Origin of the sequence: Litchfieldia sinesaloumensis, assembly GCF_900156865.1 — a bacterium.
Taxonomy (GTDB): domain Bacteria; phylum Bacillota; class Bacilli; order Bacillales; family Bacillaceae_L; genus Ferdinandcohnia; species Ferdinandcohnia sinesaloumensis.
In genome coordinates, this window is the sequence record NZ_LT732529.1 from 2,247,205 (window position 1) to 2,263,418 (window position 16,214).

13 protein-coding genes are annotated in these 16,214 nt (G+C 38.0%); 1 reads left to right on the forward strand and 12 read right to left on the reverse strand.

Annotated elements, in window-relative coordinates:
• Positions 1-72 precede the first annotated feature (72 nt).
• From hemB to hemA, 5 genes are read right to left on the reverse strand one after another with little or no spacing between them, the layout of a single operon-like run.
• Positions 73-1,062 (reverse strand): porphobilinogen synthase, encoded by a 990-nt coding sequence (gene hemB, locus CZ490_RS11200; RefSeq protein WP_077618976.1) that lies wholly within the window; start codon positions 1,060-1,062, stop codon positions 73-75.
• A gap of 3 nt (positions 1,063-1,065) precedes the next feature.
• Positions 1,066-1,866 (reverse strand): uroporphyrinogen-III synthase, encoded by an 801-nt coding sequence (locus tag CZ490_RS11205; RefSeq protein WP_077618977.1) that lies wholly within the window; start codon positions 1,864-1,866, stop codon positions 1,066-1,068.
• Positions 1,866-2,798, reverse strand: a complete 933-nt coding sequence (gene hemC, locus CZ490_RS11210) for a hydroxymethylbilane synthase (protein ID WP_077618978.1) — start codon at positions 2,796-2,798, stop codon at positions 1,866-1,868. Before hemC ends, CZ490_RS11205 begins: the two co-directional genes overlap by 1 nt.
• Positions 2,799-2,822: 24 nt before the next feature.
• Positions 2,823-3,656 (reverse strand): cytochrome C assembly family protein, encoded by an 834-nt coding sequence (locus CZ490_RS11215; RefSeq protein ID WP_077618979.1) that lies wholly within the window; start codon positions 3,654-3,656, stop codon positions 2,823-2,825.
• Positions 3,657-3,671: 15 nt separating this feature from the next.
• Positions 3,672-5,024 (reverse strand): glutamyl-tRNA reductase, encoded by a 1,353-nt coding sequence (hemA, locus tag CZ490_RS11220; protein WP_077618980.1) that lies wholly within the window; start codon positions 5,022-5,024, stop codon positions 3,672-3,674.
• Positions 5,025-5,380: 356 nt separating this feature from the next.
• On the opposite strand from hemA, the gene CZ490_RS11225 reads away from it, so the two are divergent.
• Positions 5,381-5,866 carry a LiaI-LiaF-like domain-containing protein gene (locus CZ490_RS11225; RefSeq protein WP_077618981.1) on the forward strand — a complete coding sequence of 162 codons (486 nt, stop codon included), beginning with the start codon at positions 5,381-5,383 and terminating at the stop codon, positions 5,864-5,866.
• Positions 5,867-5,904: 38 nt separating this feature from the next.
• On the opposite strand, the gene yihA is transcribed toward CZ490_RS11225, so the two are convergent.
• The 7 genes from yihA to leuD form a co-directional block, all read right to left on the reverse strand.
• Complete coding sequence (gene yihA, locus CZ490_RS11230; protein WP_077618982.1) at positions 5,905-6,501, reverse strand: ribosome biogenesis GTP-binding protein YihA/YsxC; 597 nt, start codon at positions 6,499-6,501, stop codon at positions 5,905-5,907.
• Between the two features lie 9 nt (positions 6,502-6,510).
• On the reverse strand, positions 6,511-8,823 hold the full coding sequence (gene lon, locus CZ490_RS11235; protein ID WP_077618983.1) for an endopeptidase La: 2,313 nt from the start codon (positions 8,821-8,823) through the stop codon (positions 6,511-6,513).
• 341 nt (positions 8,824-9,164) lie between these two features.
• Entirely contained in the window at positions 9,165-10,847 is a 1,683-nt protein-coding gene (gene lonB, locus CZ490_RS11240) for an ATP-dependent protease LonB (protein WP_077618984.1), read from the reverse strand.
• Positions 10,848-11,111: 264 nt separating this feature from the next.
• Positions 11,112-12,374 carry an ATP-dependent protease ATP-binding subunit ClpX gene (gene clpX, locus CZ490_RS11245; protein WP_077618985.1) on the reverse strand — a complete coding sequence of 421 codons (1,263 nt, stop codon included), beginning with the start codon at positions 12,372-12,374 and terminating at the stop codon, positions 11,112-11,114.
• Between the two features lie 463 nt (positions 12,375-12,837).
• Complete coding sequence (tig, locus tag CZ490_RS11250; RefSeq protein ID WP_077618986.1) at positions 12,838-14,124, reverse strand: trigger factor; 1,287 nt, start codon at positions 14,122-14,124, stop codon at positions 12,838-12,840.
• A gap of 345 nt (positions 14,125-14,469) precedes the next feature.
• Entirely contained in the window at positions 14,470-15,495 is a 1,026-nt protein-coding gene (locus CZ490_RS11255) for a tetratricopeptide repeat protein (protein WP_077618987.1), read from the reverse strand.
• A gap of 130 nt (positions 15,496-15,625) precedes the next feature.
• Positions 15,626-16,213 (reverse strand): 3-isopropylmalate dehydratase small subunit, encoded by a 588-nt coding sequence (gene leuD / locus CZ490_RS11260; RefSeq protein ID WP_077618988.1) that lies wholly within the window; start codon positions 16,211-16,213, stop codon positions 15,626-15,628.
• Position 16,214 lies beyond the last annotated feature (1 nt).

Genomic DNA, 16,214 nt, shown 5'->3' on the forward strand with positions numbered 1-16,214 from the left:
TAACCCCTTTCTTTTTGCGGGGTCTGACCCCCGATACGTTAATGCAGTGGGGGTCAGGCCCCCCCTTATTAGTTAGTTCTTTTCTCGCAACCAGCGCGCCACATCTTTTGAATGATACGTAATAATCAAATCAGCACCTGCACGCTTCATTCCAGTTAGCATTTCCATAACAATGTCTTTCTCGTTTATCCAGCCATTTTGTGCTGCAGCTTTAATCATCGAATATTCGCCACTTACATTATAGGCAACCACTGGTGCGTTAAAATTATTTTTAACATCGCGCACGATATCTAAATAAGACAATGCTGGCTTTACAATTATGAAATCAGCGCCCTCTTCAATATCAGATTCCGCCTCACGTAAAGCCTCTAAGCGATTGCCATAATCCATTTGGTAGGTTTTACGGTCACCAAAGGATGGCGCACTCCCCGCTGCATCACGGAATGGACCATAGAATGCAGATGAATATTTAACCGCGTATGACATAATTGGGATATTTTCAAAACCAGCCTCATCTAAGCCATGGCGAATCGCTGTCACAAAACCGTCCATCATGTTGGATGGCGCGATAATATCTGCGCCGGCTTGCGCTTGACTTACAGCTGTCTTGGCTAATAGCTCAAGAGATGGATCATTAAGGATTTGACCGTTCTCAATTACACCACAATGGCCATGGGACGTATATTCACACAGGCATGTATCAGCGATAACAACCAATTCTGGATGTTTTTCTTTTGTTAACCGAGTTGCTTTTTGGACGATTCCATGATCATGAAAAGCACCTGTACCTGTTTCATCTTTTTCATGCTCATGTGGTACACCGAATAAGATAACTGATTTAATTCCTAACGCAACGACCTCATCAAGCTCTTGCTCTAGTAAATCTAATGAAATATTATACACACCAGGCATCGAAGAAACTTCTACTTTTTTATTCTCGCCTTCTACAATAAACAATGGGTAGATTAAATCTTCTGTATGTAAATGCGTTTCACGAACCATCGCTCGAATGTTTGCGGTATGACGTAATCTTCTATGTCTTGCAAATTGTAATTTTTCCATCTATTATTCTCCTCCTTGCACTTGTAAATAATCAATGATACCCATAAGTAAATCATCAATTGTATATGTTGTAGGACAAATATGAATCGGAATATGTAAGTTCCTTGCTGCCTTCAATGTTTCGGGTCCAATACAGGCAAATAGCACCTTACTCGTCCATTCTCTCCACTCAGTATGTTCGACCATTTTATAAAACTGCCTTACAGTTGAAGGACTAGTAAAGGTGATAATATCGATTTGCCTATTCGTTAATAGCTCGATTAAACGCTCTTTTTCATGAGAATTACCTACCGTCTCATAGACAATTAAATCAGTTGCTTCTGCATCATGCTTTACTAGTTCATCAACTAAAAAAGAACGTGATAGATTTCCACGAGCAAGTAAAAAACGGGCACCTTGCTTCACGTAAGGTCTAAGGCTTTCAAACAATCCTTCTGCTACAAATTCGTCCGGTACTAACTCAGTCTTAATCCCTTTTGACTCCACAGCCTCTTTGGTTTTTGAGCCAACCACTGCGATTTTAGGGAAAGGAATGTCATGGCCCGCTTTTTCTACTACTTGCTTATAAAAATCAAAAAAGTAATCAACACCGTTTTTACTTGTAAAAATTAGCCAATCATAGGTAGATAAGTTTTCTATGGTCTTCTCAATTTTTTCTGTTTCGTTTGACTTTTGGAACGTTAGCAATGGAATTTCAATTGAAGTTCCACCAGCTGCAATTATTTTACGAGAAAATTCCGCAGCTTGCTTTTTACCTCTTGTATTTAAGATAGATTTCCCCAGAAGAGGTTGTTCACACTCCATTACTGATTGAGCTCCATTTTGACTTTGTCGATTAATTCCTTAGCGCCAAGGTCAGATAATTTTTTTGCCGCGTCATGACCAACTTCAATAGGATTAGCGCCAAAAACTTGTTCCTTATAAATTGTTTTCCCATCAGGTGAGCCAACCAACGTTGTTAAGGCAATTTCTTTATCGTCAGACATTGTTGCATAAGCAGCAATCGGCACCTGACAACCACCTTCCATTTTGTGAAGGAAAGCACGTTCTGCAGCTACAGTTTTTTCTGTGTATTCATCATTTAGTTTTGACAGAGCTTCAAGAATCTCTGCATCATCTTCACGGCATTCGATTGCTAACGCACCCTGACCTACTGCTGGTAAACATACTTCTGGTTCAACGAATTCTGATACAACATCGTCAGACCACCCCAGACGTTTTAGCCCTGCAGCCGCTAATACGATGGCATCATAATCTTCATTTTCTAGCTTCGTGAGTCTTGTATCGATATTTCCACGAATCCATTTAATTTCAATATCATCTCTCTTTGCTAGCAACTGTGAACTTCTGCGTAAGCTACTAGTTCCTACGATTGCCCCACTTGGTAGCTCTTCAAAAGGTACATTGCCCTTCGAGATAATCACATCTCGGTGGTCTTCACGCTTTGGAACACAACCAATAGTAAGTCCTTCAGGCAAGACAGCAGGCATATCCTTCATACTGTGTACCGCCATATCAATTTCTTTATCAAACAATGCTTGCTCAATTTCTTTCACGAAGAGGCCTTTCCCACCCACTTTGGATAAAGTAACATCTAGGATTTTATCACCTTTTGTAACAATTTCCTTTACCTCAAACTCATATGGAACACCTAGGTTCTTTAGTTGCTGAATAACCCAGTTTGTCTGTGTAATTGCTAATTTACTTCTACGAGAACCAACAATAATTTTTCTCATCGTGTACCTCCTGTTAATGTAGGCTTATGTATGCCAGAAATGGAAACTTGACAAGCTTCCAAATAGAAAGAAATTAATTAGTAAGAGTAAAAATGCCCCTATATTTAAGTAGGCAATTGTCTTTCCTTGGAGCTTTTGAACAACTCTTTTATAAAGATACCATGCATATATAACTAAAACAAAAAAGGACCCTAATACTTTTGCATCATACAAATAGAAATTCTCGACCTTTATAAAGGCCCACAAAACTCCTAAAATAAGTGCTAATAAAAGCATGGGCACCCCAATAAGATTCAATACATACCCCATATGATCAAGCTTTGATAAGTCATCTAGGCGAAGTACCCTTTTCCCCCATTTTTTCTGTTTTAATAAATTGTATTGAATCAGATAAAGAATCGAAAAAACGAACGATAACGAAAAGGCCCCATACGATAAAATGGCCATCGTAATATGAATCATTAGGAGTTCTGAAATCAGCTGAGTTTCTACTGCACTAGAACCATGCTGGCCTGGAGCAAATGTATGTAACGCCATAATAAAGAATCCTAATAGGTTTGTAAAAAAAACAATAAAGTCCACTCTCAAGAATTTGTTTAATATAAGTGAGAGGGTTATTAAAACCCAGGCATAAAAATAAAGCCCCTCCACCATGGATAGAATTGGAAATCTGCCTGTATTTAACACCCTTGTTAGCAGAAAAATAGATTGAATGATCCATACAAATGCAAGTAACCAGAAGGCAAACTTATTTACCTTCCGGTTATTATGAAGAAAGTCTATAAAATAAAGTAGGACACTAAAGGCATAGAGAATTACAGTGAACTCATGTAACCTCATTACATTCATCTCTACCATTTCAATTTCTCCTCATCATGACTGTAGAGAAGGTTGCTGTCTATTTACTGATACCATGTTCATCTTACTATTTTCCTTTTGCATCCGTTGCTCAGAAACAACTGCATCCTCAATATCGAAAATTTTCATAAATAATGCTAGTGATTCATCTGCATTCGGCTGTGCAGCAAGTTCTTTTGCTTGTAAGATAGGGTCTTTCAGTAATTGATTAATGATACTTTTCGTATGTTTACTTAAAACTTTTCTTTCACGCTCAGTTAGATTAGGCATTTTGCGTTCTATACTTTCCATTGTTTCAGCTTGAATAGCTAATGCCTTATTGCGAAGAGCTGAAATCACTGGAACTACACCTAGCGTGTTTAGCCAATTTTTAAATTCAACTATCTCTGCTTCAATCATAAGCTCGATAGCTTCTGCTGCTACTTTTCGCTCTTGAAGATTGGCTTCTACAATTCCTTCTAAATCATCAATATCATATAAAAAGACACTTTCTAAATCTGATAGCCCTGGGTCTAAATCCCTAGGCACAGCTATATCAACCATAAACAGTGGACGACCTTTTCTAAGTCGTTCTACATCCTGCATCATGTCTTTTGTTATAATATAGCCTTTTGCACCTGTAGAGCTGATTAAGATGTCAGCATCAATTAAGGCACATTGAAGTTCTTCCATTGCTTTTGCTTCACCTTGGAATTTCTCAGCCAAGTTCTGTGCTTTTTCATACGTACGGTTCATAACGGTTACTTTACCTACACCTGAACCGTGTAGGTTTTGTACAGCTAACTCGCCCATTTTTCCAGCACCCATGATGAGAACATTTTTATTCGAGAGATCACCAAAGATTTTCTTAGCAAGTTCTACAGCTGCATAACTGACTGAAACAGCATTTGAACCAATTTCAGTTTCAGAATGTGCACGTTTTGCTAATGTAATGGACTGCTTAAAAAGATGATTAAAAACAGTGCCGGAAGTTCGTTTCTCTTGTGCAGTTAAAAAACTCGAACGTACTTGTCCTAGTATTTGCGTTTCACCAACAACCATTGAGTTTAACCCACATGTCACCTGGAAAAGATGCTCAACAGCACCTTCATTTTCAAAAATATTTAAATATGGCGTAAATTCTTCTTTGTCGATTCCAAACCATTTGGAAAGGAAGTCTTTAATATAGTAGCGTCCTGTATGCAGTTGGTCGACAACAGCATATATTTCTGTCCGATTACAAGTAGAGACAATAATATTTTCTAGAATACTTTTTTTCCCTTTTAATTCCTCCATTGCTTGTACAAGGCTTTCCGAATCAAAAGTTAATTTTTCACGTATTTCGACAGGGGCTGTTTTATAATTAAGTCCGACCATTATTGTATGCATTATTTCTCACCCCAACCTTTTTTAATCGATGGCACTTTTCGTCCACAAACTAATACTATTATACCATGTCTAATGATAGCGATTTTCGAAAAAAGTGTGAACAGTTTTCAACAAACCTATGCTAAGATAATAAGAAAAGCGCAAGGCGCCCGTTAATCGGCGACAAGCATGAGACGAGTGCTGACAGAAGGCGCTCTTCGCCTTCAGAAGCGCTTGGCTTATGACCTCGAGCCGATGGCGTCTGGAGCTGGACATTTAAAAATAAATTTATAATTATTCTATTTAAATCATTTGACTTCAATCGTTACATTAACAAAAAAACATTGTCAAATCAAGTAAGTAGCACGGGGGATTATATGAAAAAAAATAATATTTTTTCTGGTATTATTCTTGTCGGAATTGGTTCCTATCTATTATTACAACAGCTAGGAATCCCAGTATTTACTACCTTTTATTCTTGGCAAACACTTATTATCATCGTTGGAACGGCATTTCTATTCCAAGCGTATGTAGAAAACAACCCGAATAGTATTTTACCAGGTGTGATTTTAGTTGGATTCGGATTTCATTTTCACGGCATTAACCAACTTAGCTTTTGGCCAAAACAACCAGGTACTTTACTACTAATTGTTGGTCTTGGTATGTTGTTAACCTATTTTAAGACAAAAAGCGGTCTATTCCATAGCGTAATTTTACTTTTTGTTTCGCTATTATTTTTGAACTATAGCCTCGTTATTGGTTGGCTCGGTCTTTTCGAAGGTGGTTTTTCATTTATTTTAACCTACTGGCCCCTTCTAATTGTTGGAATCGGCTTTTATTTAGTATTCTTTAAGAAAAAATAAATTATACCAAAATATTGAAACAGCTAAAGCACAATGCTTTAGCTGTTTTCTTCTTTCATATACGATTGTAAAACGGCCCAGGCTTGATCCTTCCCTAACCCCGTTTCAGATGAAAACTTAATTAGATGGTCATTCGGGTCAAGATCGAGCGTTTCGCGAACTACCTTCAGATGTTTATCCCATTTACCTTTAGGTATTTTATCAGCTTTTGTTGCGATGATTACCACAGGAATTTCATAATGCTTTGCAAAATCGTACATTAACACATCATCATTTGTTGGTGCGTGGCGTAAATCAACGATTAAAACGAGAGCTTTTAGCTGTTCCCTTGTTGTTAAATAGGTCTCAATCATCTTACCCCATGCTGCTCTTTCCGTTTTAGACACCTTCGCATACCCGTAACCTGGAACATCTACGAAATAAAGCATTTCATTAATAATGAAAAAATTCAAGGTTTGTGTCTTTCCAGGCTTAGATGATGTTCGAGCCAATGCTTTACGGTTAATCATTTTGTTAATAAATGAAGATTTTCCAACATTTGAGCGTCCTGCTAGCGCAAATTCTGGTAAATCTCCTTCCGGATACTGCTCTGGTTTTACGGCACTTATTACTATATCTGCACTTGTTACTTTCATATTTTCTCCTTACGTTAACGCATGTTTTAAGACTTCGTCTAAATGAGCGACCGAAATAAACTCTACATCTTCCCTTACACTTTCAGGAATATCCTCAAGGTCTTTCTCATTTTCTTTTGGAAATAAAATTTTCGTTAAGCCAGCACGATGTGCACTCAATGACTTTTCCTTTAACCCACCAATGGGTAGGACACGTCCTCGTAATGTAATCTCACCGGTCATTCCTACTTCTTTACGAACTGCCCTTCCAGTCAATGCAGATACGAGTGCAGTTGCAATCGTGATACCTGCAGATGGGCCATCCTTTGGAACTGCCCCTTCAGGCACGTGAATATGGATATCATTCTTGCCATTAAAATCTGGATCAATCTGTAATTCCTTTGCTTTAGAACGAATGTAACTAAATGCTGCCTGGGCAGATTCCTTCATAACATCGCCTAACTTACCAGTAAGGACAAGTTTACCTTTACCAGGTACAATTGATACTTCGATGGATAGAGTGTCTCCTCCGAATGCTGTATATGCCAGCCCTGTAGCAACTCCAACCTGATCCTCAATTTCTGCTTGACCATATCGAAAAATCGGTTTCCCTAAAAACTCAACGATATTTTTATCAGTAATGACTACGCGTTTCCTTTCCCCAGAAACGATTATTTTAGCGACCTTCCGACAGATCTTCGCGATTTGGCGCTCAAGTCCACGGACACCCGCTTCTCTCGTATGATGGCGAATGATACTGAGAAGAGCATCCTCACGCATTTGTAGTTTTCCTTTTGTTAGGCCATGTTCTTCAAGCTGCTTAGGTAATAAATGATCTTTAGCTATATTAACCTTTTCAAGCTCCGTATAGCCAGCAATCGTGATAATCTCCATCCGATCACGAAGCGGCCCTGGAATGGTTGCCAGATTATTCGCCGTTGCAATAAACATAACCTTTGATAAGTCATATGGCTCTTCAATAAAATGATCACTAAAATTGAAATTTTGTTCGGGATCCAGCACTTCAAGCATCGCCGCAGACGGATCTCCTCTAAAATCATTAGACATTTTATCAATTTCATCTAATAGGAAGACAGGGTTAACTGTACCGGCCTTTTTCATCCCTTGAATAATACGCCCCGGCATTGCACCAACATACGTTCTTCGGTGACCACGAATCTCTGATTCATCACGAACCCCACCAAGGGAAACTCGCACAAAATTTCTACCAAGCGATTTTGCCACTGATTTAGCTAAGGATGTTTTCCCTACCCCGGGAGGCCCAGCTAAACATAGAATAGGTCCTTTTAAGGAGTTTGTAAGTTGTTGAACGGCTAAATATTCAAGTACTCTTTCTTTGACTTTTTCAAGACCAAAATGGTCTTTTTCAAGAATTTCTTCCGCATGGTGGATATCAAGTCGATCCTCTGTCGCTTTTGTCCAAGGTAATGTTACCAACCACTCAATATAGTTTCGTATAACTGCACTTTCTGCAGATGTTTGTGGTATCTTTTCGTAACGGTCAAGCTCCTTTAAAGCAACTTCCTTTACATGGTCTGGCATTCCGGCAGCTTCAATTTTCTCTTTGAGCGATGACACTTCGCCAGTTTTTCCCTCTTTATCTCCTAGTTCTTTCTGAATTGCCTTCATTTGTTCACGAAGATAATATTCCTTTTGGGTTCTTTCCATGGAACGCTTTACACGTTGACCTATTTTCTTTTCAAGGCTCAAGACTTCTCTTTCATTATTAATGATTGTAATCACTTTGTTCATTCTGTCTCGAACATTAATTGTCTCAAGTATTTCTTGTTTCTCTTTTAGTTTAAGAGGAATATGAGAAGCTATAATATCTGCCAGTCTTCCCGGCTCCTCAATATCGGTTACAGATGTGTAAGTTTCAGCTGTAATTTTTTTCGATAGTTTTATGTATTGTTCAAAATACTCCAGCATCATTCGCATAAGTGCTTCGGTTTCAACATCCTTCGTCTCGTCTTCTTCAAATGTTTTAACCTTCACCGAATAATAGGTTTCGTTATCGTACGTTTCCTTAATTTCTGCCCTGTTGAGTCCTTCGACTAGTACACGTATAGTTCCGTTTGGAAGTTTTAGCATTTGTTTTACTTGCGTTAACGTTCCTATGTTATAAATATCGTCCTCAGTAGGATCATCGATTTCCACATCTTTTTGAGTCGTTAAGAAAATGATGTGGTCTTCTACCATTGCTTTTTCCAATGCCTGCACTGATTTGTCACGCCCAACGTCTAGGTGCAAGACCATTGTGGGATAGACAAGTAATCCGCGTAGTGGTAAAAGAGGAACAATGATTTCTTTTTTTCTTTTCATTGCATACACCTCAAAATTGAATATAGTTCTTAAGTGTAAATTTTATCTTATTTGAAAGCAAGTGTCTATTTATTAGAAATGCGCTAGGTGCTCGTTCATCGGCCGACAAGCATAATCGAGCGTTGACAGAAGGCATTATTGCCTTCATAAGCGATCGCTTAGACCCAAGAGCCGATTGACACCTAGAACAAGATACCAAGGGATTTTCATCAATAAAAAAGACTTCGACGCTCTTTACTAGTATGTCGAAGTCTTTTTAAATTATCAATTTCAAGTATGTTTTTTGTTGATACTAAGGTCTTTCTCTACCTGACAGAGGTCAAAATAATCCGTGATTACATTTATACTGATTCAGACTTTGAATAATTTGTTGAAGCCGGAATGATTGTTTGCTTGGATTGTTTTTGGCGTTCAGGCGTTTCAATTGCAATCTCAAAGACTTCTTCTAAGTGGGTGACAGGAATGATCTCAATTCCGTCTATTTCTTTTAAGATAGATTGCATATTTTCTTCAGGGATAATGACCTTACTCGCCCCAGCTTGTTTTGCAGCCTTTATCTTAGGTACAACTCCACCAATCGGCTTTACATTCCCATGGATACTAATTTCACCTGTCATTGCTACCCGGTGATCAACTGGAAACTTATGTATCGCCGAATATATGCCCGTAGCCATCGCAATTCCAGCTGACGGACCATCAATTGGAATTCCTCCTGGGAAGTTAACATGGATATCATAATCATGAGCTGGAACGCCCATTGAGCGGAGAACCGTAATGACATTTTCGATAGATCCCTTTGCCATACTTTTTCTTCTCACTGATTTACCACGGTCCCCAATGCTTTCTTCTTCAACGATACCTGTAATATTAATTGTACCTTTGTCTTTGGCAGCAGGGATTACCGTTACCTCGATTTCTAAAAGAGCACCTGTATTTGGACCATATACTGCTAACCCGTTCACAAGTCCTACTCGTGCACTTGGGTATATCTTTTTATCATGGCGAGGAGTTAACTGACTAGAATGCAGAACCCACTCAATATCTTCATCCCTGATGAAGTCACGGTCTTCTGAAATTGCAATTCCCGCCGCGATTTGAACCATATTCACCACTTCACGCCCATTTCGCGCGTAAGAAGCAAAAGTGGAGATACCTTTTTCTGTTGCTTTCATACCTACTTTATCAAGTGCTTTTTTTGTTACAATCGCTAATTCATCATGATCTAATTCACGGAAGAAGACCTCAAGACAACGTGAACGGATCGCAGGTGGTATCTCATTTGGCGTACGGGTAGTCGCCCCTATCATACGGAAATCAGCCGGAAGGCCATTTTTAAAAATATCATGAATATGCGTAGGGATTTGAGTATTTTCTTCACTATAATACGCACTCTCGAGAAAAACCTTGCGATCCTCTAACACCTTTAACATTTTATTCATCTGTATTGGATGAAGCTCTCCAATTTCATCTATGAATAATACGCCGCCATGTGCGTGTGTCACAGCACCTGGTTTTGGCTGGGGAATTCCTGCTTGCCCCATCGCACCTGCTCCTTGATATATCGGATCATGTACAGAACCAATTAATGGGTCGGCAATCCCACGTTCATCAAATCTTGCCGTTGTTGCATCTAACTCTACAAATACAGCTGACTGCTTGAAAGGAGATTTCTGATTGCGCTTTGCCTCTTCCATTACTAAGCGCGCAGCTGCAGTTTTACCTACTCCAGGTGGTCCATAAATAATAACGTGTTGAGGATTCGGCCCACAAAGTGCCGCCTTTAATGACTTTATGCCATCCTCTTGGCCAACAATATCTGAAAAACTAGTTGGTCTTACTCGCTCTGCTAGAGGTTCTGTTAAGGAAATGGACCTCATTTTACGAAGTTGTTCCATTTCTTTTCTAGACTCTTTATCTATAGATACCTTTTGAGTTCGTTGGTTTTTAAGGAGATTCCAAAAGTAAAGCCCAATTATCACTCCAAAGAATAGCTGTACGAATAAAACGATACCTGTCCAACTCATATTATTCCTCCTGCTCGCAAAGATAGACTACTATCTGCTATTATCTCCTGAGTATAGAGGGAATAAACCAAATTTGACGGATTTTTGAAATATGCGAGTTGGAAAATCGGATTCTTTTTGAGACTAAACAAGGTTCAACTATTTGAAAATCAGGATTGTTTAAATACTTGTACTAAGGATTCCGTTTCTAGAGAAAAGATAGTCCTCTAAGTAAAATTAAACACAAAAATCCCGAGGCTGCTTATGACCTCGGGATTTAACATGTTATGCGGAAATTTCTTTATTCTCAATAACTGTACCATCATCTAAGAGAAGCTTTGGTGATGTATTTTTGGATACAGTTTCTGCTGTAATGATACATTTTTTAATATCATCTCTTGATGGAAGGTCAAACATCACATCAAGCATAATACCTTCAATAATTGAACGTAAACCACGGGCTCCTGTTTTGCGTTCAATTGCCTTTTTAGCGATTTCGATAAGAGCATCATCTTCGAAATCCAACTCAACCTCATCTAATTCAAGCATTTTTTGATATTGCTTAACTAGAGCATTCTTTGGCTTCGTTAAAATTTCAACCAATGCGTCCTCATCAAGAGGCTCAAGGCTAGCAATTACTGGAAGACGACCAATAAATTCAGGAATTAAACCAAACTTTAATAAATCTTCTGGTAATGATCTAGAAAGTAAGGATTCTTGGTCCAAATCTTCTTCTACAATGTTAGAACCGAAGCCAATTACCTTTTTACCAAGACGACGTTTAATAATTTGCTCAATTCCATCAAATGCTCCACCACAGATAAATAGAATATTTGTTGTGTCAATTTGGATAAATTCTTGATGTGGATGCTTTCTTCCCCCTTGTGGAGGCACACTAGCCACAGTTCCTTCAAGAATTTTTAATAGAGCTTGCTGAACACCTTCACCAGAAACATCTCGTGTAATAGATGGGTTTTCTGATTTACGAGCAACCTTGTCAATTTCATCAATATAGATGATGCCTTTTTCAGCTTTTTCAACATCATAATCAGCAGCTTGAATAAGTTTTAGAAGAATGTTTTCCACGTCTTCCCCTACATATCCAGCCTCAGTTAGTGAAGTTGCATCTGCAATAGCAAATGGTACATTTAAGATACGAGCCAAGGTTTGTGCTAATAGAGTTTTACCACTACCTGTTGGTCCAATCATACAAATATTACTTTTCGCTAATTCAACATCATCAATTTTGCTATTTGAATTGATTCTCTTATAGTGATTATACACAGCGACAGCTAATGATTTTTTAGCTGCATCTTGACCAATGACATATTCGTCTAAGATTTCTCTAATTTCTTTGGGTTTTGGTACATCCTTGAATTCAACTTCCTCTTCAGTACCTAATTCCTCTTCAACAATTTCTGTACATAATTCAATACATTCGTCACATATATAAACGCCAGGCCCCGCAACTAACTTACGAACTTGGTCTTGCGTTTTACCGCAAAAAGAACACTTAAGTTGCCCTTTTTCATCATTAAACTTAAACATTATGTCACCCCTTATTTGTTTCTTCTCTCTACAATAAGCCCAATTTCTATCGGCTTCGATGAGCGCTGAACCTCTTGATTAAGACTGATCTTCGGCAATCTTGCACATGCTAATACGCTCTTAGAGCATCCTCATTCGGTTCCTTGACCTTCTCGCTTTTCGTTCACCTTGTTTAGACAATTCATAGGCCTCATACATTTAGTTCCAATTTCTAAATCATTATGTATTGCACATTGTACCATATTTCTATTTCTTATAGGTAATAATAACTCTTGCTCATTATGTATGTATGTTTAGTTGTGAAACGCCCAGTGAAATGTGTGCTCGTTTGCCCTCCTTTTAAGTGTTCCCAGTTTCTTTCGTTTAAAACTACTACCAAATGCTTATTGTATGTACAACTTCCAAATTTTGGGTATAAAACAAGGCACGATCATATCGCGCCTTGATATTCCCTTATTTATTATTATGCAACACTTTTGCTATTTTCTACAAGAAAATCGATTGCTTTTCTAATTTTTAAATCTTCGCCGATTCCATTTACGTCACCTAGCATTTGCTTAAGCTCTTCAACAGAAACTCCGTACATGCCAGACATGTTTTCTAGTTCTGCATTGATTTCTTCTTCAGTAACTTCAATATTTTCAACTTTTGCAATTGCTTCTAGAGTTAGGTTAACTCGTACACGCTTGCCAGCATCTTCCTTCATTTGCTCACGTAAAGCATTTTCATCTTGACCTGAGAATTGGAAGTATAACTCAAGGTTCATACCTTGCATTTGTAAACGTTGTTCGAATTCACGAACCATACGATCTAATTCAGTGTTAACCATTGCCTCAGGAATATCGATTTCTGCATTTTCAGATGCTTTTTCGATTAGCGTATCTTTAAGGCTGTTTTCAGCGTCACGCTTTTTCGTTTCTTCTAAGCGAGTTCTAGTTTTAGCTTTTAGCTCTTCTAAAGTTTCTACTTCATCATCCACATCTTTTGCAAATTCATCATCAAGTTCAGGTAATTCTTTTGCTTTGATTTCGTGAACTTTCACTTTAAATGTAGCTGGCTTACCTGCTAGGTTTTCAGCATGGTATTCTTCTGGGAATGTAACTTCTACATCCTTTTCAGCACCTGCAGCAACACCTACTAGTTGTTCTTCAAATCCTGGGATGAATGAGCCAGAACCAATTTCTAATGTATGGTTTTCAGCTTTTCCGCCTTCGAATGCTTCACCATCAACGAAACCTTCAAAATCAATCACAACAGTATCGCCATTTTCTACAGTACCTTCTTCTTTAACAACAAGTTCTGCATTGCGCTCTTGTAATTGTTTGATTTCAGCGTCAACATCTTCGTCAGTAACAGTGTCATCAAGTTTTTCAACTTCTAGACCTTTGTATTCACCTAGTTTAACTTCTGGCTTAACAGTTACTTTTGCAGTGAAGATAAGATTTTGACCTTTTTCGATTTGCTCTACGTCAACTTCAGGACGGTCAACTGGCTCAATACCAGTTTCTTTAATAGCATTTTCATATGCATCTGGAAGAACGATATCTAAAGCATCTTGATACAATGATTCTACACCAAATCGCTTTTCAAACATTCCACGAGGCATTTTACCTTTACGGAATCCAGGTACGTTTACTTGCTTAACTACCTTTTTAAATGCTTCATCTAATCCATTGTTAAATGTTTCAGCGTCAACCTCTACAGTTAAGACACCTTGGTTTCCTTCTAATTTTTCCCACTTTGCGGACATAATTTCTTTCCCTCCAACTATCTATTTACTAACTATTTTATACAATATGTAAACTAGACAAATATTACCTTTATATCGGTAACCTAGCATTTTACAACCATTACATTATAACATAGAATAGGCACCTTTCAACAGATAGAATATTTTTATATTGTTAGAAAGTTTACCCAATCTATCATGATTATAAAATCTACTTTCCAATCTTTTATTTTATAAAGTGTAACATCCATCAGTAGAGGTTTTCCTCATCTCTGATGTGGGATACATGAGTCTCGCAGAAGTTGCTATAGTATGACGCTTAGTATCCGTTCACATTTACGGGCTTGTACCGCCCAATGCCACCCGTTAATGCGGGATGAAAGAAAGTCTTTCTACCTTCTCTAGCATATCTAGGCTGTGTTTTAATTCAAATAGACTGACCCCATAGATTTCTTCAAGGGAACGATTCTCAAGCTCCATTCCATGAAGTTCAGCACTATATAAATGTAAAGCAGCAGCATATGCAGCTGGGTCTTCCTCCTCCATCGTTAAGGGATAGAGAATAAAAAGATGCTGAAGCCAAATCTCTTTTGCCGTTTCATAAAGAGTAGGATTTTCATTTTGCAAGTTCGTATCTAATAGAGATAATACTTTACTTGTAAATGGAGACATCGATGGATCAACTAGTTTTGATGGGTTCACCTTCCTGGTCTCTCCAAGTTTCTCAACTTCTATCTCCAGATCTACCTGGTTGGTCACAAGTAATTGCAAGATAACCGTTTTTACAACAGGGTGTTTCGTTGGTATGGTCAAAAAGGGAACAAGAATGTCAAGGTATTTCCGTATATTCAGTTCCTTCAAATTCTGAACGGTTGCAATTTGTTCTCCAACCTTTTCCTCATTATTTAAGACCTGTTGAAGTTGTTCCATTATATCTTCTTGTGAGCTTTCGACTTCTACTCTATCTGCATACAGCATTTTATTACTTAATTCCAATAGCTGTGCTAGATTGTCAATAGACCCTGGTGGAACGGAGCCTTCGTCTAGGATAGCCTCGATTGTAGATTTCACCTCATCATATTGCCCAAGTTGAATTAGAATGGTCACATAAATTTGCAGCACATGAAAATAATCTCCGACGCCTTCGTTTAGCATCGCCAAACAATTTTCTTTTGCTTGCTCCAATTCCCCTACTTCAATTAGACAAATCACAATACCGAGTTCGATTTCGTGATTACCTCTCTCAAGAGCCTGGGCCTGTTTTAATAATGACAGAGCTTCTGAGAACTTTTTATTTGTTAAAGCTTCAAGCCCTTTTTCCATTAACCTTTCTTTTAACTTTGGAAAAGGGACTACTTTGTTTTGCTTGATATCATTTAAGTTTTTTTCCATAGAGTTTTTCCAACCCCAGATTCTTTTTCTACTTGAGTAATTAGTGTACCAATGTGAATACGAGAAAACAATAGGGGTGTCATTTTTGTAGCAAAAAAATAGACAAAGCCGAAATGACTTTGTCTCCAGTTTAGTTCACTTTTTTAAGTTCGTATTCTTTGATTTGTTGATCATAGGATAGAGTCTTATCGATTTCATCCCATCCATTAATCAGCATCTCTTTCCAATATGAATCAATCGTAAATTCTGCTTTATAACCCTTTGAATCTACAATTGTTTGCTCTTCTAAAGAAATTGTACATTGATATTCAGCGTCATTTGCCTCTTTTAGAAGGTACTCGATCACGCTTTTTTCTAATACAATTGGAAGCAATCCATTCTTTAAACAGTTATTGTAGAAAATATCAGCAAATGAAGGAGCAAGGATTGCCTTGAATCCATAATCATGTAATGCCCATGGTGCGTGCTCACGTGACGAACCACAACCAAAGTTCTCGTTCACTACTAATATTGTTGCACCTTCATTTTCTTTACGATTCAATTCAAAGTCAGGATTTGGGCTTCCATCAGCTTCAAAGCGCCAATCGAAAAAGGCATATTTTCCAAACCCAGTTCGTTCGATACTCTTTAAAAATTGCTTTGGAATAATCTGATCTGTATCCACATTATTTCGATCCATTCCTGCAACTTTACCTTGATGTGTTACAAATGGTTCCATA

What these genes read in the sequence shown, in the direction of transcription:
- hemC (WP_077618978.1), bottom strand. Translation starts at nt 2,798, where the DNA reads ATGAGAAAAATTATTGTTGGTTCTCGTAGAAGTAAATTAGCAATTACA.
- clpX (WP_077618985.1), bottom strand. Translation starts at nt 12,374, where the DNA reads ATGTTTAAGTTTAATGATGAAAAAGGGCAACTTAAGTGTTCTTTTTGC.
- tig (WP_077618986.1), bottom strand. Translation starts at nt 14,124, where the DNA reads ATGTCCGCAAAGTGGGAAAAATTAGAAGGAAACCAAGGTGTCTTAACT.
- CZ490_RS11215 (WP_077618979.1), bottom strand. Translation starts at nt 3,656, where the DNA reads ATGGTAGAGATGAATGTAATGAGGTTACATGAGTTCACTGTAATTCTC.
- lonB (WP_077618984.1), bottom strand. Translation starts at nt 10,847, where the DNA reads ATGAGTTGGACAGGTATCGTTTTATTCGTACAGCTATTCTTTGGAGTG.
- hemA (WP_077618980.1), bottom strand. Translation starts at nt 5,024, where the DNA reads ATGCATACAATAATGGTCGGACTTAATTATAAAACAGCCCCTGTCGAA.
- hemB (WP_077618976.1), bottom strand. Translation starts at nt 1,062, where the DNA reads ATGGAAAAATTACAATTTGCAAGACATAGAAGATTACGTCATACCGCA.
- lon (WP_077618983.1), bottom strand. Translation starts at nt 8,823, where the DNA reads ATGAAAAGAAAAAAAGAAATCATTGTTCCTCTTTTACCACTACGCGGA.
- CZ490_RS11255 (WP_077618987.1), bottom strand. Translation starts at nt 15,495, where the DNA reads ATGGAAAAAAACTTAAATGATATCAAGCAAAACAAAGTAGTCCCTTTT.
- leuD (WP_077618988.1), bottom strand. Translation starts at nt 16,213, where the DNA reads ATGGAACCATTTGTAACACATCAAGGTAAAGTTGCAGGAATGGATCGA.
- CZ490_RS11205 (WP_077618977.1), bottom strand. Translation starts at nt 1,866, where the DNA reads ATGGAGTGTGAACAACCTCTTCTGGGGAAATCTATCTTAAATACAAGA.
- CZ490_RS11225 (WP_077618981.1), top strand. Translation starts at nt 5,381, where the DNA reads ATGAAAAAAAATAATATTTTTTCTGGTATTATTCTTGTCGGAATTGGT.
- yihA (WP_077618982.1), bottom strand. Translation starts at nt 6,501, where the DNA reads ATGAAAGTAACAAGTGCAGATATAGTAATAAGTGCCGTAAAACCAGAG.